Annotated in this window: 17 protein-coding genes, 1 tRNA gene and 2 pseudogenes; 14 read left to right on the plus strand and 6 right to left on the minus strand. The window is 58.0% G+C overall.

From position 1 onward, the window contains the following. The first annotated feature begins 4 nt into the window (after positions 1–4). Positions 5–241 carry a DUF2171 domain-containing protein gene (locus ACYQR9_RS03685; RefSeq protein WP_056422565.1) on the plus strand — a complete coding sequence of 79 codons (237 nt, stop codon included), beginning with the start codon at positions 5–7 and terminating at the stop codon, positions 239–241. A gap of 387 nt (positions 242–628) precedes the next feature. Here ACYQR9_RS03685 and ACYQR9_RS03690 read toward each other — a convergent pair. Then, positions 629–807: pseudogene (locus ACYQR9_RS03690) on the minus strand (IS630 family transposase); the annotation flags it as partial. Between the two features lie 309 nt (positions 808–1116). Continuing rightward, positions 1117–1563 (minus strand): hypothetical protein, encoded by a 447-nt coding sequence (locus ACYQR9_RS03695; RefSeq protein ID WP_461228739.1) that lies wholly within the window; start codon positions 1561–1563, stop codon positions 1117–1119. Between the two features lie 145 nt (positions 1564–1708). On the opposite strand from ACYQR9_RS03695, the gene ACYQR9_RS03700 reads away from it, so the two are divergent. After that, positions 1709–2053 carry a hypothetical protein gene (locus ACYQR9_RS03700; protein ID WP_461228740.1) on the plus strand — a complete coding sequence of 115 codons (345 nt, stop codon included), beginning with the start codon at positions 1709–1711 and terminating at the stop codon, positions 2051–2053. A 90-nt stretch (positions 2054–2143) separates the two neighbouring features. Here ACYQR9_RS03700 and ACYQR9_RS03705 read toward each other — a convergent pair whose 3' ends face one another. Continuing rightward, positions 2144–2710, minus strand: a complete 567-nt coding sequence (locus ACYQR9_RS03705) for a metallophosphoesterase (protein ID WP_461228741.1) — start codon at positions 2708–2710, stop codon at positions 2144–2146. 423 nt (positions 2711–3133) lie between these two features. Here ACYQR9_RS03705 and ACYQR9_RS03710 point away from each other — a divergent pair. The 10 genes and pseudogenes from ACYQR9_RS03710 to ACYQR9_RS03755 all read left to right on the plus strand — a co-directional run. Beyond that, positions 3134–3481 (plus strand): annotated as a pseudogene (locus ACYQR9_RS03710) (Arm DNA-binding domain-containing protein); the annotation flags it as partial. A gap of 105 nt (positions 3482–3586) precedes the next feature. Next, positions 3587–4411, plus strand: a complete 825-nt coding sequence (locus ACYQR9_RS03715) for a tyrosine-type recombinase/integrase (RefSeq protein WP_461229727.1) — start codon at positions 3587–3589, stop codon at positions 4409–4411. A gap of 215 nt (positions 4412–4626) precedes the next feature. Further along, positions 4627–4845 carry a helix-turn-helix transcriptional regulator gene (locus ACYQR9_RS03720; RefSeq protein WP_461229728.1) on the plus strand — a complete coding sequence of 73 codons (219 nt, stop codon included), beginning with the start codon at positions 4627–4629 and terminating at the stop codon, positions 4843–4845. A gap of 309 nt (positions 4846–5154) precedes the next feature. After that, positions 5155–7518 (plus strand): bifunctional DNA primase/polymerase, encoded by a 2364-nt coding sequence (locus ACYQR9_RS03725; RefSeq protein WP_461228742.1) that lies wholly within the window; start codon positions 5155–5157, stop codon positions 7516–7518. An 871-nt stretch (positions 7519–8389) separates the two neighbouring features. After that, entirely contained in the window at positions 8390–9115 is a 726-nt protein-coding gene (locus tag ACYQR9_RS03730) for a hypothetical protein (RefSeq protein WP_461228743.1), read from the plus strand. A gap of 158 nt (positions 9116–9273) precedes the next feature. Further along, on the plus strand, positions 9274–10251 hold the full coding sequence (locus ACYQR9_RS03735) for a hypothetical protein (protein WP_461228744.1): 978 nt from the start codon (positions 9274–9276) through the stop codon (positions 10249–10251). A 175-nt stretch (positions 10252–10426) separates the two neighbouring features. Then, entirely contained in the window at positions 10427–11038 is a 612-nt protein-coding gene (locus tag ACYQR9_RS03740; protein ID WP_461228745.1) for a hypothetical protein, read from the plus strand. A 534-nt stretch (positions 11039–11572) separates the two neighbouring features. Continuing rightward, on the plus strand, positions 11573–12334 hold the full coding sequence (locus ACYQR9_RS03745; RefSeq protein ID WP_461228746.1) for a recombinase family protein: 762 nt from the start codon (positions 11573–11575) through the stop codon (positions 12332–12334). A 755-nt stretch (positions 12335–13089) separates the two neighbouring features. Next, positions 13090–14142: an HTH domain-containing protein gene (locus tag ACYQR9_RS03750; protein WP_461228747.1), complete on the plus strand. Its 1053-nt coding sequence runs from the start codon at positions 13090–13092 to the stop codon at positions 14140–14142. Beyond that, a complete protein-coding gene (locus tag ACYQR9_RS03755; RefSeq protein WP_461228748.1) occupies positions 14129–15841 on the plus strand; it encodes a CHAT domain-containing protein in 1713 nt (570 codons plus the stop codon). The genes ACYQR9_RS03750 and ACYQR9_RS03755 overlap by 14 nt, the downstream gene beginning before the upstream one ends. 369 nt (positions 15842–16210) lie before the next feature. On the opposite strand, the gene ACYQR9_RS03760 is transcribed toward ACYQR9_RS03755, so the two are convergent. The 3 genes from ACYQR9_RS03760 to ACYQR9_RS03770 all read right to left on the minus strand — a co-directional run bounded on the left by ACYQR9_RS03760 (position 16211) and on the right by ACYQR9_RS03770 (position 20212). Then, a complete protein-coding gene (locus ACYQR9_RS03760; protein ID WP_461228749.1) occupies positions 16211–17269 on the minus strand; it encodes a S8 family peptidase in 1059 nt (352 codons plus the stop codon). Positions 17270–18458: 1189 nt separating this feature from the next. Continuing rightward, positions 18459–18534: transfer RNA gene (locus tag ACYQR9_RS03765), tRNA-Lys, on the minus strand. 103 nt (positions 18535–18637) lie between these two features. Beyond that, positions 18638–20212 (minus strand): 2-isopropylmalate synthase, encoded by a 1575-nt coding sequence (locus ACYQR9_RS03770; RefSeq protein ID WP_461228750.1) that lies wholly within the window; start codon positions 20210–20212, stop codon positions 18638–18640. A gap of 511 nt (positions 20213–20723) precedes the next feature. Here ACYQR9_RS03770 and ACYQR9_RS03775 point away from each other — a divergent pair. Further along, positions 20724–21209, plus strand: coding sequence for an SRPBCC family protein (locus ACYQR9_RS03775; protein ID WP_461228751.1), 486 nt, complete (start codon positions 20724–20726; stop codon positions 21207–21209). Positions 21210–21378: 169 nt separating this feature from the next. Beyond that, positions 21379–21741: a hypothetical protein gene (locus tag ACYQR9_RS03780; RefSeq protein ID WP_461228752.1), complete on the plus strand. Its 363-nt coding sequence runs from the start codon at positions 21379–21381 to the stop codon at positions 21739–21741. Positions 21742–21996 lie beyond the last annotated feature (255 nt).

Here is a 21996-nt window from a genome sequence, read left to right on the forward strand (position 1 = left end):
GATCATGGTCGATCCCAGCAAGATCCAGGACCATATGCCGGTCATCGGTTCGGATGGCGGGCATGTGGGCACGGTGGATCATCTCGATGGGCAGCGCATCAAGCTCACCCGGACCGATCCCGAGGCCAAGGGTCAGCATCACTTCATCCATGTCGACTCCATCGACACGGTGGAGGACGGCACGGTGAAGCTGAATAGAACCACCGCCCAAGCCAAGGACGAATGGGGCACGGCTGAATAAGGCCGGGTCTCCGACAGACGTTCGAAGGGGTTGCCATCACTGCAACCCCTTTTCGTTTCGATCAGGGAACATTTCGGGGCGGGAAGCCCACCGGTGAAGAGATCCGCGAGTGAGAGGGAGGCGCAGGGTTTCCTGCCCCTCGGTGGACAACCTCGGGACCAAGGTGCCGTTGCGGGCTCCGTGAACGCCGGGCTGGGTAATGGCCTCAGTGCCTCCGCCGTTTGGGAGGTGCTCACAACGCAAGGTCACCTTCGACGCGCATGGCCGTCGCGATAAGGAACTGTTCGCTGGCGAACTCTGCACACACGCCATTCAGGGGGGCGGGATGATGCACCTCACCGGCCGGATTGCTGTCCTGGCCGTGCGGTCCTTCGGTTCGGGCGATTAGGCCGGCAAGTAGAGCAGACGGGCGCCTGCCGCCCAATGGTCGCGCCACTGCCGCTGACCTTGTGGGCGGTCAGGTTGTCGAGCACGACCGTGTCACCGTGCTTCAAGGTCGGCACCAAGGTCTCTTCGACGTAGCGGCGGAAGCAGATCCCGGTGATCGGTCCGTCCAGGAGCGGCGTATCGAGGATCAGGCTAATGAACGCGGACTCGGTCGGCTGATCGGAGCAACCGGCGAACGGTTCGACCCTCCGCAGCACACGGTATTCGCCTCCGCTCTCCAGCACGCAAGCAATGCGTGCCGAACGGGTTGCGTCACCTCGACCGTTTCCTTGCCTTCAAGCTCACCGTCGCGTGGCCTTTCAAGGCCGTGACCTGCTCGTAGATAGACACGGTTGCGTTGGCTCAACGCGACGAGCCGAGCCTCGGTGCCCGATGGAGACAGCACGTGTCAGGGCTCGGGACACCAAAGGCAGACAGGCCAGGCGATCCTACGGCTTGACCGCAGCCTTCTTCGACGGCTCCGCGGATTTGATGCTGCCTGTCTCCGATACCCGATCCCGAGCCTGCTCGACGCGCTTCCTGGAAGCGGCAGCTGCGCGCTGAGAGCTGGCAAGCTGGCCTTTGGCTGCGTCGCGAGCCGAAACGGCTTGGCTGAGCTCCTCTCGGGCAGAGGCGAGCTTACCTTGCCACTCACGCAAGAGTTCGCCGCTTGCCTGCTCCAGCTGTTTTTGCCGGTCGACCAACCCGTTTCGCTCTGTCTGCAAGAGGCTGACCTGATCCGTCAGATCGCGGTTGAGCGAAGCTTTGTTCGCGAATGCACCCCATCCTGCCAGAGCGTAAACTCCCAGGATCAGATTGAGCGCGACAGTACGTGTCGGCGTCCAAGCAAAAAGCAGCTGGAGTTTCCAGCGTAGCAGTTCGAGCATGCGAGGCATGGCCGTTTGACTCCCATCTCAACTGGGCGGACCCCAATGGTCCGAACGGCTGATCGATCGAGTAAGAGAGAATGCCCGCTCAGCGTTAATGCTTGCTTACGAAGGGGCACCGGTCGGTCGTGGATGTACGACGAGGTCGCCGTCGATGAACGCCACGCTGAAAGAGGTTGAAGGTCCCGATCCCGATTGGCCGAAACGGGTTGGCGCGAAATCACTCACGCTTGCCGTCATGGTATCGGCGGGGCAGGCGAGTGCCGTTCCGCCGCTGTCGTGGAGCTTGGTCCGGATCAAATACGCCTGCGCGCCGTTTGATGGAGAGAGGAGCCGTGCCATGACCCTTTCCCCATTCATAAAGCTCGACCTCGTCCGACTGCCTGACGGTCGGGTCGGAGCCATCGTCGGCGTCTGGAACCTCGGCGAAGCCTACGAGGTCGATGTCGGCGGCGTTCGTGAGACTTGGTCGACCGACGACCTTACGCCGACGGCCTGACCCTCGGCGGCTGCCATATCCGCAAACGCGGTGCCTCCGTGCGGAGACACAGGTGGATTTTTCGTGCCGAGACGCCAGCGTCGGCGCCGATCATACGGTCCGAGAATCGTTCCGCCGTTGAAGTTCTTCCGGGACAGCGTGAGCCTGGTTCTGGTGGGTTATGAGTTCGCCGACACCGACGGGTCGGTAGCCCCATGCATCGACGCCGACATCGCATGAGAAGCGGGTGTCGGGCAGTGAACCATGTGTGTGGCCATACAGGTGCCGCGTCCCGCGCCACAGGCCGGGCCAGGCTCGATGCGCGTAATGTGCGAGAAACAGCCGCCATTCCGTGCCATCGGCATCGCTAACAGTGATCCGCGCAGTTTCCTGCGGCGGTTTCACCCACGGCAATTCAAGAACCCGATTGGTGTCGTGATTGCCCCGGATCAGCCGCTTTCGGCCTCTCAGGGCCTCGAAGATCTCCACGCAGCGCCCCCGGCTCGCTCCGGCAGCGAAATCACCGAGATGCCAGACGTCATCGTCCGCGCCGACAACGTCGTTCCAACCCTCGATCAGAGCCGCGTCGTGATCATCGAGTGATCCAAACGCCCCTCCACGCTGACGCAGGATGTGAGCATCCCCGAAATGGGTGTCTGAGGTGAAGAAAGTAGCCATACGGATCCGACGGCGCCGCAAGCTTCAGGCAGCGACCTGCCATTCAAACTCATCCGACTCAGCTTGGATCGACCCGACTCGAAAAATTGTAGGAAGGTGCGAACTCACCGCGCTCACGGGTTTCCGTTCGCTCAACACCAGCTTCGAAACATAAGGAGGGTCGCTGCAACGAACCGGTAGCTATGTGTTTACCAGGGCTTTTCAGGAAGCCAGCAATCAGCAGCTACGTCATTGAAATATTTGGTGGGTGCACAAGGGTTCGAACCTTGGACCCGCTGATTAAGAGAAACGGAGCTTGAGGGTTCAAGCGCGTTCAGAAGCGATCAGCCCGCCGTCCATCTCAGCCCAAACTACTGTCAGAACTTCATTTTTTGATAAGGCCCGCTGACTTTCGGCATCAGGGGCAGCCAGGATGTTTCGGCTATGATAGCTGTTGCTGCGGCCCATTTGCCGCCCAGCTCAGCCCAGAGACGATCCGTGGCCCGACGTGCACCCTCTAAAAATTTGCTGAAGTTCACCAAGGCCAGCGTGGCTGCATTAACGCTCGAGGCGGGGCAAACCGAGCGGAAGGTTTGGGACACTGAGTGTGCCGGCCTAGGCGTTCGTCTTCGCGCAAGTGGAAGCGCCTACTGGGTCGTAAGCCCCCCTCGGAAAGGCGGCAGCTCAACGGTCTTCACGCTTGGATCAGTGGGCTCAATTCCTCTTACGACTGCCCGCGTGGAGGCTTCCAAACGGATCGCCAACGCCACTCTCGGCATAGACGTAGTGGCCGAGCGCGAAACCGCCAAAGCACGGGCGGCGGTCACGTTCGGCAGCGTTCTCCCCCGCTACCTAACGCGAGCGGAAGGCCGCCTTCGTGCATCGAGCTTTGGCGACGTGAAGCGCTACCTCGACGTTCAATCAAAGCCGCTGCATGCCCTGCCGTTGGCCGACATCAAGCGGGCGCAGGTAGCAACACTGCTGAGCGGCATAGCAGCCAGCTCTGGCCCATTCGCCTCCAACCGCGCACGGGCAGCGCTTTCGGCATTCTTCAGCTGGGCCACCGGCGAAGGCTTGAGCGAGGTAAACCCCGTCATTGGCACCAACAAAGCAACAGCGGAAATATCCCGCGAGCGCACTCTCACCGGCAGCGAGGTGCGAGCTATCTGGCTCAGCTGTGGCGATGGCGATTTCGGCCGGATCGTCCGACTGCTCATCCTTACGGGTCAGCGGCGGGAGGAAGTGGCTGCCATTCGATGGAGTGAGTTGGACCTTAAGGGTGCAATGTGGTCGCTACCGCCCGAGCGAACGAAGAACAAGCGCCGGCATGACGTGCCACTATCAGCCGCTGCTCTTGCGATCCTGGCGGCCGTGCCGATGCGAGAAGGGCGAGACCTCCTATTCGGCCAACGGGAGGGGGGCTTTTCCGGTTTCAGCAAGGCCAAGGTTGAGTTGGATAAGTTGACGGGGATTACCACGCCTTGGGTGCTCCATGACCTGCGCCGGACGACCGCCACTGGCATGGCGGACCTTGGTGTGCTGCCGCACGTAGTTGAGGCTGTGTTGAACCACGTCTCTGGCTCACGAGCCGGTGTAGCTGGCGTATATAATCGAGCTTCGTATGCGAGCGAGAAGCGCGAGGCCCTAGATCGGTGGGTCACGCACGTCCTTGCAATCAGCAATACTGGCGTCGAGCAACGCAATACCTCAAGAACCTCCTGAAGCTCTTCCACCTCGTAGCGGTGCCGCACGCAATACTTGGTAATAAAAATCTCACGGCGTGACGTCTTATAGGCTTGCCTGACACGCTATAAACACTTATTTTGCTGGGTAATGTAGGTTCGCATTCTGGGTGCGGACTAGCGCCAGGCCCCGGACTAACTGCGAGGGTCTAATCCCAGCTCATCCGATCAAGGTTGGAGGTTATCATGTTAAGCATGGTAACGGGCGATGCGCACACTCATAGTATTCCCTCATCGAACACGACCACTGTCTTGCGGCTGCCTGCCGTATGCACTGCCGCAGGCGTCTCTATGTCCACACTCCGTCGCCTAATAAAGGCCGGTTGTGGCCCGCGCATTATCCAGCTTAGTGAGCGATGCATCGGCATCCGACGCTGCGACCTTGAGGAGTGGTTGGCGAGTCGGTCTCGCTAATGTGTGTCATGGCCGACTGCGGATAGAACGAAGCTTTTGCAGATCTTTCCTGCTCAAATTTACAAAATTTGCCACACAAAATCTATGCAGGTCAGCCCCCCCCCGCATTGGTCATACCGCTAGCAGGATCGAGCGAATACGCAGCTTAGGAGATCGTCCCACCGGTTCTTACTGTGAGCCACACAGTATTTTTAGAAATTCGAAGCCCTGCAGGATATCAGGGGTGAATACAAAAACGAGAAGGCCAAGCGAAATCAACACCTGGCTTCCTAGTTACTAAACTAACGCCTGCAAAGGACATTCAGCATTATGAATATGCGCTCTCTTTCTCTTTTTGACAATATCTCACCAGCGGACGCCGCTAAAACTTACGTCAGTCTCGGCATGGAGCTGATGCTCATCCACCCCCTCACCAAGAAGCCAGTCGGAAACGACTGGCAGACCCGACCTGGCATTACCCGGCCCGACCACGCGGGCATCATGTTTCTGGACCCTGCACAGAACATCGGTTTCAAGCCGGGCAACTCGTTCGTGGTGATCGACATTGACATCAAGCACGGTGGTAAGGGCTTGGAGAGCTGGGCGAAAGTCAACGAACGTTTCGGGCCGATGCCCGAAACCGTCGAGGCGATTACTGCCAGCGGTGGCGGCTTGCGCATCTACCGAGTGCCAGCTGACGCTGGTCTTCAATTCCAGCGCAAGATGCTCGGTTTGCCAGACTTGGAGTTCCGCATCGGACCCGTGAACTGCATCTTGCCACCCTCGAAGGTGAGCTACCCGAATGGCACGGTTGGTCAACACCGTTGGAAGGACGGCCGGGCACCAGGCGAAATCGAATTCGCTGAGCTTCCCAAGGTTGTGGTCGAGGCGGTACGTGCCTTCGAGCCCGAGACACCAGCCATCAGCGGGGGTGGTGCCGTCGCTGAGTACTTGTCCGCTGAGTTCAAAGCGCAGCTCGCGGCCAACCCCCGACCCGCTGAGTTCGCTCCCATCCGCGAGGGCTGCGCCTTCATCAAACGTGCTGATGAGCGCCCCGCCGACCTCAGCGAAGAAGAGTGGTACGCAGTCCTTTCGGTAACCAGCCGATGCCGGGACGGCGAGAACATCTCGCACGTCATCAGCGCGAGGTATCCCGGCTATGACAAGGAAGAGACCACCCAGAAGATGATGCAGGCGCACCGTGCCAGCGGTCCGCGCTCCTGCACCAACATCAAGAACAAAATTGCTTTTAAGGGCTGCGAACGCTGCCCTTTCTGGGGACGCATCAAAGGTCCCTACAACCTCGGACAGCTCCCGCCCAAACCTCGTGACCCGCGCACCAAGGAGGTGACTGGCTATGACCTCCTGCAACGAGTCAAACTCCAGACCAACATGATCTACGACGCAGAAACTGATCGAGTTTTCCTTCCGGCAAGTGGCGCGGTGCTGAAGGCAAAAGCTTTTGGCACCATGGTCCGGGACAAGGTGGGGAAGAATACAATTGACACTTTGCTGGGCTGGGCAGCAACGCCCCGCGCGGCCCAATTCGACTACTTACCAGGCGATACCCGTCTTATGGTGGAGAAGGAGAACGATCTGCCCTGGTGCAATACCTGGCTCGCGGGCGGCGCCGTCGCGCATGATGACGCGGAGGCAGCCAAGCGTGTTATGCTGCATTTCGAGATGCTGTTCCCAGATGATCTCACCCGGAAGCACGTTCTCGACTATTTCGCGCACCTCGTTCAGAAGCCCGGCATCAAAATCAAGAGCGCCCTTATCATCACTGGAGATGAAGGATACGGAAAGTCTACGATCGGAACTATCCTAGAAGCCTTGTTCGGGGCCCGCAACGTTCAGAAGGTGGGCGGAAAGGAACTCTCAGGCCGTTTCAAGGACCGTATGGTCAACCGTCAGGTGGTGGTCGTCGAAGAAGCAAATCACGGCGAACGTTTTGAGGTGACAGAGGAGCTAAAGGACTGGTTCACTGCTGAGTGGTTTGGCGTAGAAGGCAAGAACATTCCCTTCCATGACGGCCGTACGCCTCGCGGGGTTATCATCTACAGTAATCATGACGCTCCTTTGGTGATCGGGCCTGGAAGCCGGCGGTTCTTCGTGGGCGCAACCACTCGCAAACTGGAGACCGATGCCTACTTCGCGAACATCTATGCCACCATCGAGGATGTTGTTGCGATGGGAGCGTTCAAGCACGCGCTGCTCACACGTGACATCAGCAGCTTCAAGCCCCACGCCGAACCACCCCGGACAGGTGCTCGCGACGCCGCTGAAGAGGCCAGCCGTACTCCGCTCGGCCGGGTGATCGCGCGAATGATCGAGGAGCAGAGTGGCCCGTTCTACCGCGATATCGTGCTGATGCGAGAGGTGGAGGAGGCCCTACGGCTCCCGCATATGGCCGGCGTAGTCGGCTCTGTCGAGACCGGGAAAGTGGTTGCGGCCATGAAGCAGGTCGGCGCCCGGAAGGTCGGCGTGTCCCACGGCGGAGAGCATCGCCTGATCTCTCTCCCAAATGGTCTGAAGGTGCGTTTGTGGGCAATCCGCAACATGCGTGATTACCTCAACGCGCCGGACAGCACGCTGAAGGTCGAGGTGATGCGCGCTCCAGCGGATAGATCCAACATCACGCCTATGAAGCAGGCTACGGGTCAGGAGGAAGCCGTGCAGGCCAAGGCAGGATGAGAGGTAACACGGTAACATGTAACAGGCCGGCTTCCCCGCCGAGGCTGGTTGTACAACGCCAGTGTGGGGGTGGGCGGAGAAGACAAGTCATTCACCTCCCGCCACCCCCAGTCTGTACACTTTGAGATCTAATTTAAAATGGAGTGTTACGTGTTACCTGATACTAGACCAATCTCACTTCAGGCTGCTACTATTATGAAGCCTCCGACCACTCTGGGGGCCCTCCCACCCTCCTCAGAGGTGACGTTTCCTGGCCTCTACGCCTGGTCCCCGATCTCTACCTCCGCCCTGACCGCTGCCCTCAACCTAGACCGAGGCCTATGGGCAACCTGGCGCTCTCGCCGCCTCACACCAGACCCAATGCCTGCAGCCTGGTTCCGCCCTACTCCCGGCCGGCCGTTGGTCTATCGCGTGGACCAAGTGCTCACATGGCTCGCCGCTCGTAATGGGGAACAACTCGACACTCTCGCCGCCTGGCAGCTCTGCCACCTCGCCGATTTTGGAGCTGAGGTGTCTGACCCAGAGGAAATGCGCAACCTGGCGCACCTCTATGCACGAGCAGTTGGGCCGGTCGTAGAGGATGTTCGGTTCACCCCGGCCGGGTTCTCAGCCTACCTAGCGAGCCTGCTGCTTTTTGCGTGAGGTGCAGGATGCTTCGGTCGCCGGTCGCTGTCTCAGTTACGTGGGTCCACGAATTTGGCGGTCAGCGCGGCCCCCAGGCCATCTAGTGCTGGCTGAGCGTCTATGCGGTGGTCAGCGACGACGGGTACGTCGTCACGGCCGTGCACCGTACCCGACGCTTCCGGCGCCACTAGCACTTTCTCCTCCGCTTTTCCGTCACCTCACTCGCAGCGATCGAGATTCATCGCCCATGACCAACAGCCTGTTTTCCACGTTCGTGTCTCTCTTGCGAACTATCACGACCACCGAGCTTGAGGGGGAGATCGCTCGGCCGCAGCGTTTGCGGATCGAGACCGGCGGTAGCCAAGGCAAGACGCTTGACGTTGCCTATGCGCTGGTCGCACCCCGCAGAAGCCTTCAGAACGGTAGCACCGAGACAGAGGTTGAGGAGGACGTTAAGGTTTTCGGTAGTTTCTCCGGCCCTATGCGAATGAACCTCGTGGCCATGCTGGACAGCATCGGCCTGAACCGATCCCTTGGGATTGCCACGGCGGGATCGCTCTGGGCAGGCAATGCGCATCGCGTTCACTTCACCTCGATCCCGCGCTACCCTGTCTTCGTTGACGGCGCCAATTACGCCGGAGCACCCTCTACGATCGCGACGCAGCTGCTGCGCACCCACCTGATGAAGTGGTTCGGCGAGGAGATGAGGGCACTTCCGAACCCCGTGTTCGTCCCGCTCGGGCCTGTTGCCAGTGAGGCGATCGAGATGGTAGCTGCACAGGTTAAGCTTGATCGTCGGCAGGTCCTGGCCGGCCTTCCTAACCCGAGCGGTGCCAACGCGGAGCGCATCGCTTCCTTTCTTGGGCGCAAGCGCCGCCAGGAACTGTCGAGCAAGGTCAATCCGGAGAAGCTCCTTGCAGCGCGAGCGTCGCTAACGGACAAGGTTTTTAGGCTGCATGAAGCAGCGCGCTGATCGACCTGACCCTTCTCAGAGGCTCCATAGCCAAGTAGGCAGCCCTAACTTCACCGAGACATTGCCGCGGTTCTAGATTTTAGAGCATCGGCGCGGCGTAGGCATTGGCTTGGACACCCGTGATCTCCTGGCGCTCAGTTCCAGGAAACGCTACCAGCATGAACCCCTACGAGGGTGATCAACATAGAAGCCCCTTTATGCCCGCATCCAGTTCTGATTTCGGCCGTTACCTGCAGTCCGTTCAGGAGAGAGATGTCGACCTCCTCCTAATGGAGGAGTTCCACGTTGTGCCTGCGTTTGCAGAGTGGTTCGCCAAGCAAGTTGGCCTAGGGCTTAATGCCGTCTTTGATGGGGCGTGGCATTCGCTCAACGATCAGCATGGAGAGACTGACTTATTGCTGCGAGTGCGGATTGGCCTCGAACGCGTCGCAGTGCTGATCGAGAACAAAGTTGGGGCCCCCGAGCAGGACGAACAGGATGTACGCTACCACTTGCGGGGCGTCCGCTCGCAAGAGGCTGGACGTTATGATCGCTTCGTGACTTGCATGTGTGCGCCTCAGATCTATCTCGATGCTCTACCAGCGCATTCGGCCTATGAGCATCGTGTTCCTTACGAAGCGATCAGGGAATGGTTCGCTACTCAAGAAGGCCTCCGGACCGCGTGGCGTCGTGCCATCATGGACGAGGCTATAGAACAGGGTAGGCGTGGGAGTATAATGCAAGTTCATGCCGGGAAGACGGCATTTCACCGCGCTTATTGGGAGCACTTGCAAGCCCATCATCCGATATTATTAATGGAGAAGCCGGGACCCAAGGGCCCTAAATCAGACTGGATGCGTTTTAAAGCATCGGGCTTTCCAAAAAAGACGACATTGAATCATAAAAATAATTCTGCGTGCATGGATCTAGAATTTCAGGGAACACTTAAAACAGATGTAATCGCGCAGCGGCAGCCGAGTTGGCCCGAGGACTTATTGATTCTGCAGACAGGAAAGTCTACAGTACTAAGACTTTCTGTCCCTCAGTGCGATATGGAGCTGCCGTTTCAACATCAAATCGATAAAGTTGATGCTGCGCTCGTAGCAGCTCACAAGCTCGTCCCACTCGCTCGCGTGATGCTGGAGCCTCCAGTGTGATCAGCATCCAAAAGGGAACCACTCGCTCCGTTTTGGATCGGGAACTGAGCACACCGATCGAAGTCTAATTCTTAGCCTGAATCACAGCCTCAAGTGCATTCATCCGTTACTGTCCCCGCTTCAATACGGCAGCGTTGGATTGCGGTAGACCCACGTCGGGTCAGGAGGAAACAAGATGCAGCGGATTTCCATTGTGGTCCTCGCGATCTCTCTGATGGGTCACAATGCGGCTTCGGCGCAGTCCCTTGAAGAAACCGCACTTACGCTGCATCGATCCGGCGCGGCGTCGACGGTAAAGCGTGAAGCGCCCGGTGTCGTCGTTGTTGCCGACCTGAACTGGGAGGTCCGTGTCACAAACGAGGCGTCCTGCACGGTCAGGATAACCGATCGAAACCGGCCGGCATTCAAGAGCATATCAGGGGAGTGGGACAACAAGCCCGCAACCCCGAGCCCGAACACCGACGGACTTTACCAGGAACTCTACCTCGGTCGCGTGGTGGCCGAGAACATCAAGAAGGTTCCCCAGGTCCTAGGCACCCGAAACGGCATCGTGGTGGACCAAATGACGGATGCAAAGTGGCGTCTGCCTGGCAGCCCAGGCGACGAGATCTGGTGCATCTTCTGGCCGGACGGACGGAAGTCCTGTTCGGACAACGTGGAGTTCGAGCGCCTGTCGATCGTCCGCGGCCTGCCAGATCAGGACGAGCGGACTGCCCGCGTCGACCGGGCACTAGTCCACCTCTACGCCAACCTGTGTAAGGGTTCCCAGAAGCAGATACCGTTCTAGGCGGACCTAATCATCACTTGGCAACGTGTGCTCAGTGAAGCATGGGCAGGCCTGCCCCTACGACGCAAAAGACGCCGATGAACAAGCCACCGCCAGCGGCTTCTAGAACCACACGTCGCTTCGAAATGAACAGCGACGAGCCAATGGCACGCACGTTAGAGACCGGAATACTCATCCGAGGCTCCCCCTGCGCCCATCTGGGGTAGACCTAAGGGCAAGGAGCCGCGCTTGGTTGCTGTTCCGCTCAGGCTTATGGACGGAGCGTGCCACTTGAAACTCTAGAGGCGTGTGGCGGCGGTACCATTGCCTGTTATCATCGAAGTAAAACGAAATTTTATTGGAAACATTAATTTGTCATAGTTGATATTAGGGCATGTTAATATCCATATAAAAGCACCGACCCATCCGCTTACATAGTATCGTCAAGTGTTTTGTTTGCTTTCCGTCTAGATTGTTTGGTTGCTTGTTCTTCGATTACGGGCGACCTTCGCTTAACTACGCTCCGCCGTCGGCGGAGCAGGGGTGAGGGTCGAGATGAACAAGCCGGTCGGGATGGAGCTCTGTGACAAGTCCGAACGTTCCTTCGGAGTTGTCACACCAGTGATCCGACCTCTGGTGGCCTACCTCCGAGTGTCCACCGACAAGCAGGGCAAGAGCGGCCTCGGAATCGAGGCACAGCGCAAGGCAGTGCTGACCTTCGCCGGGGCCAATGGGTTCGCCATCGTGGCCGAGCACGAGGAACAAGAGACTGGCAAGGGAAGCGATGCCCTGGACCGACGGCCTCAGCTCGCCGCCGCCCTGGCCTCGGCCCGTAAGCTCCGATGCCCGGTGGTGGTGGCAAAGCTCGACCGGCTATCGAGAGACGTGGCCTTCATCGCCGGCCTGATGGCGCAACGCATCCCGTTCCTGGTGACAGAGCTGGGAGAGAACGCTGACCCGTTCATGCTCCACATCTATGCGGCGCTGGCTGAACAAGAGCGCAAGCTGATCGCGGCCCGGACCCGCGCTGCCCTTGCCAGCCTGAAGCTGCGTGGGGTCCGACTGGGCAACATGACCAGCCTTGCGGAGGCCGCGGCCAAAGGTGCCAGCGCGAACCGTGCTCAGGCTTCGGTCTTCGCAGCCAACATCATACCGGTGATCCAAAGTATCCAAGAGACTGGCATCGCTTCACATCGTGCTATCGCTGCCGAGCTGAATGCACGGCGGATCGCGACTGCGCGGGGGGGTATCTGGAGTGCTATGCAAGTTGGCAGAATCGTAGCACGATCCCGCGACGCAGCTCCGAGAAGGTCATGAGCGGTAAGCAGAATTGTGCTCCAGATTGATAATGCTCGTAGCCAGAGTTGCCGCCATGCCCCTACATTACGACCATAGCTGCACAAACCCTATGGTTTTGGCCTAAGGACAAACAGTTCTCCCAACCTTCGACAATTTGAACGGAATCACCTAGAAGTAATTGTCACTGGCCGTAGCAGCGAGCAAGACGCCCCTCGGTAGGCGGAAATAAGTGACCCCAACTTAACGGATCGGGTCAAGTATGAAATAGAGCGGAGCCTGCTAACCGACGGGCCCGGCATACAGCTCTCCGTCGTCTTGGCTGAACGCCAACCCCGACGACTACACCCACATGGGTGAGACCCGAAAAGCGATCCCCCTCCCCCGGCCTCGACCGAGCGACTAGAATTCTCAGCATCTCTACTTGGACAGGGCTATGGATTTCAGGAGCCCTTCGCGTTAGCTTAAGCCTTCGCACTTATCCCGCACTTCCGGCCTGCAGCGAGAAAATCGCGGGTGAAGGGCGAGCTGCCGACGGCACCCCGGGGGATCAAAGCACAAGCCTTCTGCAGGCTCGACCGTCTCCTCTGCATTCTCATTTCCTGAATTAAGAAACCGGGAGATTACCCCATCATGCCCCAAATCACCTGCACCATCATCACGCGCCGGCAAACCCTACCGAGACAGCCCCACAGCTGAATGCGGCACCGCCCAGGTTGTGCCATCACCTCCCCTCAATTAGGATGTTATGATTCGGACACGGCAATCAATTATTAATGATGCATTACTATCGCCTCAACCCAAGAACTGATAGCAGACCAAATTCCGCATGGGAAAAATTAACTATTCCAAAATATTTATGTGGCTCATGGGGTTATGAGCCGCCGCCTATGAAGCCCGAGAATTATCTGAAAATTGCCGAGCTAGTTCTTGAAACCGCTCGTCGACCGCTTACGGCGCGCGCTATTATGGACGCAGCCCATCGCGGTGGAATCGTTCCTCGCCGTTTCTATGGAAAAACTCAGCACAAAACATTACAAGCACGTTTAAGTGAAGACATCGTTCTGCATAAACTGGAAAGTCGTTTCTTCAGAACGAACCCAGGACAATTTTTCCTGTCTCGATTGCGGTCGGACCCCGCGATCCCGGAAAAGTATAAAGATCCCTTTCATGCACGCCGCCGAACCAGAGACTTGGATAAAGCCGAAGCATTAGCAATAGCCGAAGATTTTCTGCTGACTATCAAAGATCAGTTTGTTGATTGGCACAGCGTAATCGAGAAAGCAACACAAACTGGAGCTCTGAAACATATAGACCCTAAGACGCAGCACGAGGGATATCACCTCGTTTGGGCGTTTTCTGTTGTTCGGAAAAAAGACAAAATCCTCTCTTATAGAAACGGTCTATATAGAGATAACAGAGATGCATTCGCCAATCGCCAATCAATAGGATTTGCGGAAATAGTTACTTATAAGAATCAGACTTTATTTAGTGACGATCTCGGGATTGCCGACTGCGGCCTGAGGACCGTCATGTACGACCTTGACCTTTCATACTCTGCTTTTCCATCAGAGATCGAAAAGCCTGCCATTTTATTTGCAGCCGTACTATCGGGACACCAAATAAAACCGTCCGTAATTTTTGTGCTAGAATGGGAATGCCCAGACTGGTTTGAACCCACTGCACGCCGGTTATCGTTAAACGATCTTCGTTGGATCGACCCAAATCAAAGACTGAATGATCCAGATGCCTTTGAACCAGTTTCAGCTCTGGCGCTAGCAGGTTTGAAATACAACTCTCGTCAAAAGATCGATAATGCCAAGGATTAGCCCTCAGCAACTCGCGATTCTGCGTTTTGAGCTGGAGCGTGGAGATGCCAAGCGCAAGAAGGTGGCCCTCCAGGATCTATGTTCGCTCTATCGAAAGGAATTTTTTCTTGCCTCGGAAGAAGTCCAGGGTGTCGAGGCTATTATAAACGGGCTGTTGCTTCAAACCGGGCAAGATTTGAAGGTTGTACGCTGGTGCCTCAATGCGCTCGCACGATTTGGGCGCTACGCAAACTCTGAGTTTTACGTGAACGCCGCCCTCAAAAGATATCAAGGTGACGCCGAGATCGAGGCTGCTGGTGTTGCTGCGCTATGTTTCATGCGAAGAGGTGACGTCGATTCGATCGCTGCGCTTGCTGAAATCGATCCAAAGATCTGGAAGCTAGCTGCGTTGCAAGTTACTAGCCCAGACAAATTAGATCTTGGATCCCTAAAAATTGATATCGATACGGCCGAAAATGACGTTCTCAGGCTCGCTCTTATTACAGTCGGTCTTAATCGGGATATTGAGAATTTATTTCATCCGACCCATAAGAACGGCGTACTTGTCAAACGTTTGGGCGCACACCCGGACGACATTGTGCAGCAGTACAGTGTTTGGTCAGTTATCGAAAACAAGCGCCTTGATTTCAGCGACCTTGGAATAGATCTCGATAGAATTGGGGATTTAAAGCCAAATGTTCAGGCGAAAGTTTATCAATTAGTTGCCGAACGAGACCCAGAGATGAGGCGAAGGCTTAACATTACCGCCCAGGGATCATCGCTCGAAGCGACCGATGATGCGAGAGAGGGGTTAGCAAAAGGCGTCAGGTCGTCTTATTACGATGGCCTTGAAGGCGTCACTTTGGACTGGTACGCGCAGGAGCAGAATCAGATAGTTCGCGGCCACCTTGCAGAGCATTTCGCCCGCTTCTCTGATGATTGCCCACTTTATGAAACTGCAGCTCTGCGTATTAACGAGGAATCGCCCCATTTCAGTGAGAGGCTAATGCTTGGCGCTGCCAAAACTAGTTTGTATAGCAAACTTAAGGCGGCCGAAACTTTGAGTCTTCTCGATCAAATGGGCAATGCCTACGATTTGGGGGCAGCAATCCGCAATCGAATCGCTGGTGTCACCCCCCGACCGAGTTTTAGGGTTCTTCTTTTGTCAGCAAGCCCAATCGATAAGCCTAGAATAAGGCTGGAGGAAGAGCACCGAGATATCGACCATCGCTTGCGGATCTTGAGAAATAGCGCCGCTGATTTACATTTTTCGATTGAGACCGCGGCGCGTACTAAAGATTTACTCGCAAACGTATTAGGATCTAATGCTGACATCTTCCACTTCAGCGGACATGGCATATCAGGCGGCTTAATTTTCGAAGATGCTGCCGGCCATCATCAAATCATATACGCAGAAGAAATCGCTGATTATCTCGCCCGTCTAGGGAAGAACATTAAGTGCGTTCTGCTGAACGCGTGCTTCTCAACTTCGTTGGCCGGAGCGCTCAAGACGCATGTTGATTATGTGATCGGCTGCAACGCTGAAATCGATGATGACGCAGCAATAACATTTGCAGGATCGTTTTACGTGTCGCTTGCCGGCGGATTGTGCTTCAAACAGGCGTTCAGATCTGCGGTGGAAGACGTATCCCTAAATCATTCTCGCAGGGAATCAAACAAATATACTATTCATACCCGTGAGAGCCTCGACCTGAGTTAGCAAAACCGAATCAGTTCTGTATATAGGCGATAAATCAGCGAATATTTCCGCGCCAGACATGCAACTTATTCCTCACTCAACTTCTCAAACCGCCCATCGAGAAATTCACTCAGAGGACGTGCCCAGATCCGACCGTCTGCTCCCCGATAGATAATGAGCCGCTCATTGTCTCCGATTGGAGTGGACGACTGTAGCTGGGCTTCCCCAACTACCTTGTATGTTGACCCCCTGATCCTATGTCGAAACTTGGACCCAGCTACAACCTCGTCTTTGACTTTCTTAGAGTCTGTCATATTTTGTACTCCTTCTAACTTTTTCTACTGTCCATTAATAACAAAAATTAACCCTTAGTTCCGGATGGGGCTGTTGTTAAATCGGAGCAGAGATAAGTCCCTCACCTACATCTGCCGCATCAAGTCCAGCAACGAAGACATCACCCTGTGCTGAAGCGATGAGATTAGACCGCACGTTCAATGGGCTTGCCTGCGTACGACCCTGACCAACCGCTTCCCACCATAATGCAGCGACGCCCGCAACATGTGGGCATGCCATGCTAGTCCCACTTAAGCTAATCAGCCCACCGCCGGCCTTAGCTGATATGATATCAACGCCAGGGCCAGCAACGGTAGCAAGGCTGTTGGAAAAGTCTGCCACGTCGTATAAGTTGTTACTCCGTCCGATTGCAGCTACTGAGATAACGTCATCGGCAGCTGCAGGTAAGGATGCTGCGATTCGGTAGTCCGGACTAGTGGTACGTTGACTCTCGTTCCCAGCAGCCGCAACGATCAGGGAAGAGGCGGCGAAGTCTTCTTGCGCTTTGTTCAGTCGCATCAGAGCATCGAAAAGCCGCAAGTTACCCCGATATGCCTCTAGGGCCTTCGATGTCGCCAAATTAGTAGGCCAGCCGTCTTCGACGAGCTTATTCACCAATCCCGGATAATCAAACCCTACGGACATAGATATGATGTTTGCCCTATGCTGCAGGGCCCAATTAATTCCGTTGAATAGAGCATCAGAGCTACCGCCTCCGTTGTCGGCTAGAACCTTACCTATATAGGCAGTGTCTATGCCTCTAGCTATGCCAATTCTTGTGCCGACGTCCCTGCCGAAGATCGTCCCCGCACAATGCGTACCGTGGCCATTACGATCTCCGTTGCCAGAGCCACTAAAATCGGCCTCGACCAATTTCATTCCGGTGAATGCCTCATGTTCCGCGTCAATACCAGTATCGAGCACAGCAACTGTAACACCTGCTCCGGTGAAAGATGACTCACGCGCCTTCACGGCTGTGATCCCCCAATTATCTACTGGTGTTCCGGGGCTTGAGATATAAGGTTTTATCAGAGCAACTGGCATGATTGGACATACCGCAACAATTTCCGGGTCTCGACGCAGACCCGCAACCTCTTTGTCGGGCAGGTTTTCCACCTCGATACTTGCTTCGTCGGCAATTGCAGGCGCCCCCCTGGTTCGGCGGGAACTCGATGTAGCTGGCGCAGTCGCTGGACTGCGTAGGATTACGTATCTAGTCAAATTCTCACTTCCTTATATATATTGAACGAGATGCAGCGACATATCGTGTTTATTCCGGCCGCGCAAAATGCTTTTGGTCCTGGGCCGTGTTGAGCCGTAAATTCAGTTTACCGTGAGCCCCCTAGCTAAACCGTGAGCGACTTTCGTTAGTCATAACAACCGGCCTTTTGCCAAACCAGCCTCAACGACGTCGCTCAGGAATAATACCTTATCGGCGAGGAGCCGACACACTCAGACGCTCGACGCTTCAAGTTCTCATGTGCGTAGCCATATCAGCTCACCCAGTGACATATGTGGCAGGCGCCCAAGAGACGACTCCTTTCGGGCTACGCACCAATGCTTCTTAATTTTCTCGCTTCCAATCGGCGCGTCTCTCGATCTTCTTGCTAGCCGATTTGATGCTACTGGGGGATGTGGCCCAGACTGGTCTTGGTCAGCCCATGCCGCTCGTTTCCCATAAGGGGCTGCACGCTACCGCATACGCAGTGTACGTGATCGCTGGCTGGATGAGGCAGCTACGCAGCAGGGAGCGGTAACCCAGGATTGATACGGCAGTATGAGCGCCGTCGTGGTCACCCAGCTAGAGCACAAGGTCCACGTCAAGGAGGCACCATAGGCGTTCCGTTAGGAAAACCTCGCAATCTTGCGCGGCATCGACCACATACGCATAAGATGCTCTAGACCATCCGGTCTCTGCTGCCGACGCAAGCAGCAACATCGATTAGTGCCGGGACTTCCCTGCCCTGCCAACATTGCCACACGGTAGGCAGTCAGTAGGCCAAACTTAGCTATGTCATTCAAATATATGGCGGGCGGAGAGAACTGAACGTCCCGTCTCTCTTCGCGCAGGTTGTAGGATAGCCATCACGTTGGCACGGTTCCGCAATTCACTCGTCTGAACGGCTTCGATCCGTGCTTTAAATTGGGCAACGCAGGCACAGAACCTACGAATTATCGTAGGAAGTGAAGAGAACCGTCGTAACAAATGAGATGAGCGGACATGCCCAATGATATCCACTGCGGCCCACTTGCAGCCCAGCCTTTGAAGGCTGGACTGCAAAATCAACTAAGTCTTTGAATTTCTTGGTGGGTGCACAAGGGTTCGAACCTTGGACCCGCTGATTAAGAGTCAGCTGCTCTACCAACTGAGCTATGCACCCATTGCCTTGCGGCAATCGCGGCGGCCACCAAAACCCGCTGCGACGAGGGGGCTGATAGCAAAGGCCCCGGAGGGTGTCCACCCCCGGGGCTTCATTTTCCCGGCTAAACCGATGCGGCGTGCTGGGCGTGGAGGCGGACCGCCGTCGCCGAGAGCTTGTTCAGGGCCGAGAGATAGGCGCGGGCCGAGGCCACGAGCGTGTCGGGATCGGCGCCCCGCGCCGTGACACTACGATCGCCGGCCTTGAGCCGGACAGAGACCTCGGCCTGGGCGTCGGTGCCCTCGGTCACGGCGTCGACCTTGTAGAGTTCGAGCTGCGCCTCATGCGGGACCAGGGCCTGGATCGCGTTGAACACCGCGTCCACAGGGCCATTGCCGTCGGCCTCCTCGGTGACGATGCGGTCGTCGATGGCGAGCTTCATCGTCGCGCGCTGGGGGCCTCGCGTCCCCGCGATGACCGAGAGCGAGACCAGGCGGATGCGGTCATGGGCCGTGGCGAGGTTCTGATCGACCAGGGCCTCGATATCCTCGTCGTAGACGTGCTTCTTGCGGTCGGCGAGCGCCTTGAACCGGTCGAACACGTCCTGCAGCTGATTGTCGGCGAGATGCAGGCCGAGCTCCTCCAGCTTCGAGCGGAAGGCCGCGCGGCCCGAATGCTTGCCCATCACCAGCGAAGTCTTGGCGACGCCGACCGAGGCCGGCGTCATGATCTCGTAGGTCTCGGTATGCTTGAGCATGCCGTCCTGGTGGATGCCGCTTTCATGCGCGAAGGCGTTCCGGCCGACGATGGCCTTGTTGTACTGCACGGGGAAGTTCGTCGCGTGGGAGACGAGCTTCGAGGCGCGGGTGAGCATCGTGGTATCGATGCCGGTCTCGTAGGGCATCACGTCGCCGCGGGTTCGGATCGCCATGACGATCTCCTCGAGCGCGGCGTTGCCCGCGCGCTCGCCGATCCCGTTCACCGTGCACTCCACCTGCCGGGCGCCGCCCTCGACACCGGCCAGCGAATTGGCGATGGCGAGGCCGAGATCGTCATGGCAATGGACCGAGAAGATCGCCTTGTCGGCATTCGGCACCCGCTCGCGCACCTGGCGGAACATGCTGCGGTATTCGTCCGGCGTGGCGTAGCCCACCGTGTCGGGCAGGTTGATCGTGGTCGCGCCCGAGCGGATCGCCGCCTCGACGCAACGGCACAGGTAGTCGATCGGCGTACGCGTCGCGTCCATGGCCGACCATTCCACGTCCTCGACGAGGTCGCGGGCCTGCGCCACGGTCTTGAGGATGATCTCGATCACCTCGTCCTGGGATTTGCGCATCTGGTGGGCGAGGTGGATCGGCGAGGTCGAGACGAAGGTATGGATGCGGCCGCGCCGGGCGAGGCGGACGGCTTCGCCGGCCCGCGCGATATCGGCGGGAATGGCGCGGGCGAGGCCGGCGATGGTGGCGCGCTTCGCGCGGCGGGCGATCTCGGAGACGGCCTCGAAATCGCCGATCGAGGCGATGGGGAAGCCCGCCTCGATGATGTCGACCCCCATCGCGTCGAGGAGTTCGGCGACGGCGAGCTTCTCGTCCAGGGTCATGGTGGCGCCGGGGCATTGCTCGCCGTCGCGCAGGGTGGTGTCGAAGATGAGGACCCTGTCCTTCGGAGAGGCCGCGGTTGGGGCGATGATGTCGGTCATGGCGTGTCGTCCTGTCGGAGGCGCGGTCGCTTCAGGACGCGGCGCCTTTTAAACCCATCGATTGGCTCGACCGGACTCTTCGGAGTCACGGCCGCGAAACGATCCCCTGAGTGCCCAGGCGCAGGCGCCCGGCCGGCCCTCAGGGGCGGATAAGGAGGAGAAGGCCGGCGGAAAGAGCACCAGGACGCGCAGAACCGCGCGCGGCCGTGAAGGCAGCGTCGGCGATGTCCTGCGTGGAGCCGGCGTTGGCCAAGGCTCGTCTCTCCCGAATGGCGTGACAGGCGTGCGAAGCACGCGGTCAGGCGGCTACGTAAACCCCGGCGCTTCCGTTGACAAGGATCGCACTGCGACCGCCCCGACCGGTGTCAAATCTTCGTGGGCTTGACTCGGAGCCATTGCCCCGGCCCGGTTCGCGACCAGCCTTACCCCTATCCGCTCGCTGCTCTTTGCACGGTGGCAAGGCGCGGACCCATCCGCGCTTATAAATCAACCAGAAGGAAACCCCTCTCTCATGTCGCGCACCTTCATGCGTCGCCTCGCTCTGCCGGGTCTGGTCCTCATCGCCGGCACTGCTCCGGGCTTCGCCATCGACCTCACCAAGACCATCGATATCGCGGCTCCGCCGGCCAAGGTCTGGTCGACGATCGGCGATTTCTGCGGCATCGGCACCTGGCACCCGGCCATCGCCAAATGCGAGCCCTCCTCCAAGGGACGCACGATGCTGCGCACCCTCAGCCTCAAGGGTGGCGGCGCCATCGTCGAATCGCAGACGGCACGCGACGACACGGCGATGCGCTACACCTACGCCATCGTCGAGAGCCCCCTGCCGGTCTCCAATTACTCCTCCACCCTCGCGGTGAGCCCGAAAGGGTCCGGCTCGACGGTGACGTGGACGGGAACCTTCAAGGCGAAGGGCGTCCCGGATACGGTCGCGGCCGATGCCATCACGGGAATCTACGAATCCGGTCTCGCGGCGATCGCCGAGAAGGCAAAATGACCCGCCGACACAAGATTGGAATATGACGACATGGGATCGTCGCCGGAGCCCAGGCCCGGCGATTGACCAGCGGGTTGCGTGAGGGCAAGAACTTGCCCGGAGAGCGAGATTCCGGCGCAGCGGCCACGCTGCGCCGGCCCGTCGCGCCGGAACGTGAAGGAATAGCTCCGTGACCAAGAACCTGGTGCTACCACGACGCGCCGGCCTGACGCTGGTCACCTGCCTTGCCGCTGCGCTCGGCGCCTGCAGTGCATTCGGTCCTTCCCCTAAAGCGGCGGTGGCGCCCATTGCCGCCACGGTCGCTGCCGCCCCCGCCCTGGCCCCCTCGCCGACGGGCTCGGGCTGCGGTCCCAGCATCACCCGCACCCAGGCCGTGGTCGACAGCGATGTCGCGACCGGCAACCTCAACCCGCCGGTGGGCGCGCGCTTCTCGGCCGACCTCGCCCGCGCTTCCGAGGCCTGCAATGCCGGGCAGGACCGTGAGGCCATCGCCCTGCTCGCCGCCGCCAAGTCGCGTTACGGCTATCCGTAGACCCGAGCGGATCGTCTTTCGTTGCGCGTCACCGTTCAGATGCGCACTTTTCCGATCTGACGTGACCGCTGGCCGCGAGGCGCCCAGACCTCATCACGAAGGCGTGACGGCGCCCCGCCGGAGAATGGGGAGGCGCGACAGGAGATGTGTGCAGGGCGTGCGCCAGAGCCGCTCTATCCAGCAGAAGATTGCAGGAAATAGCTGGCTTTCCCGACGATCACTTGCGAGCTCTCGTCTGGCGACTTGAAAGCCACA

This window comes from Methylobacterium sp. CM6241 (assembly GCF_054817845.1).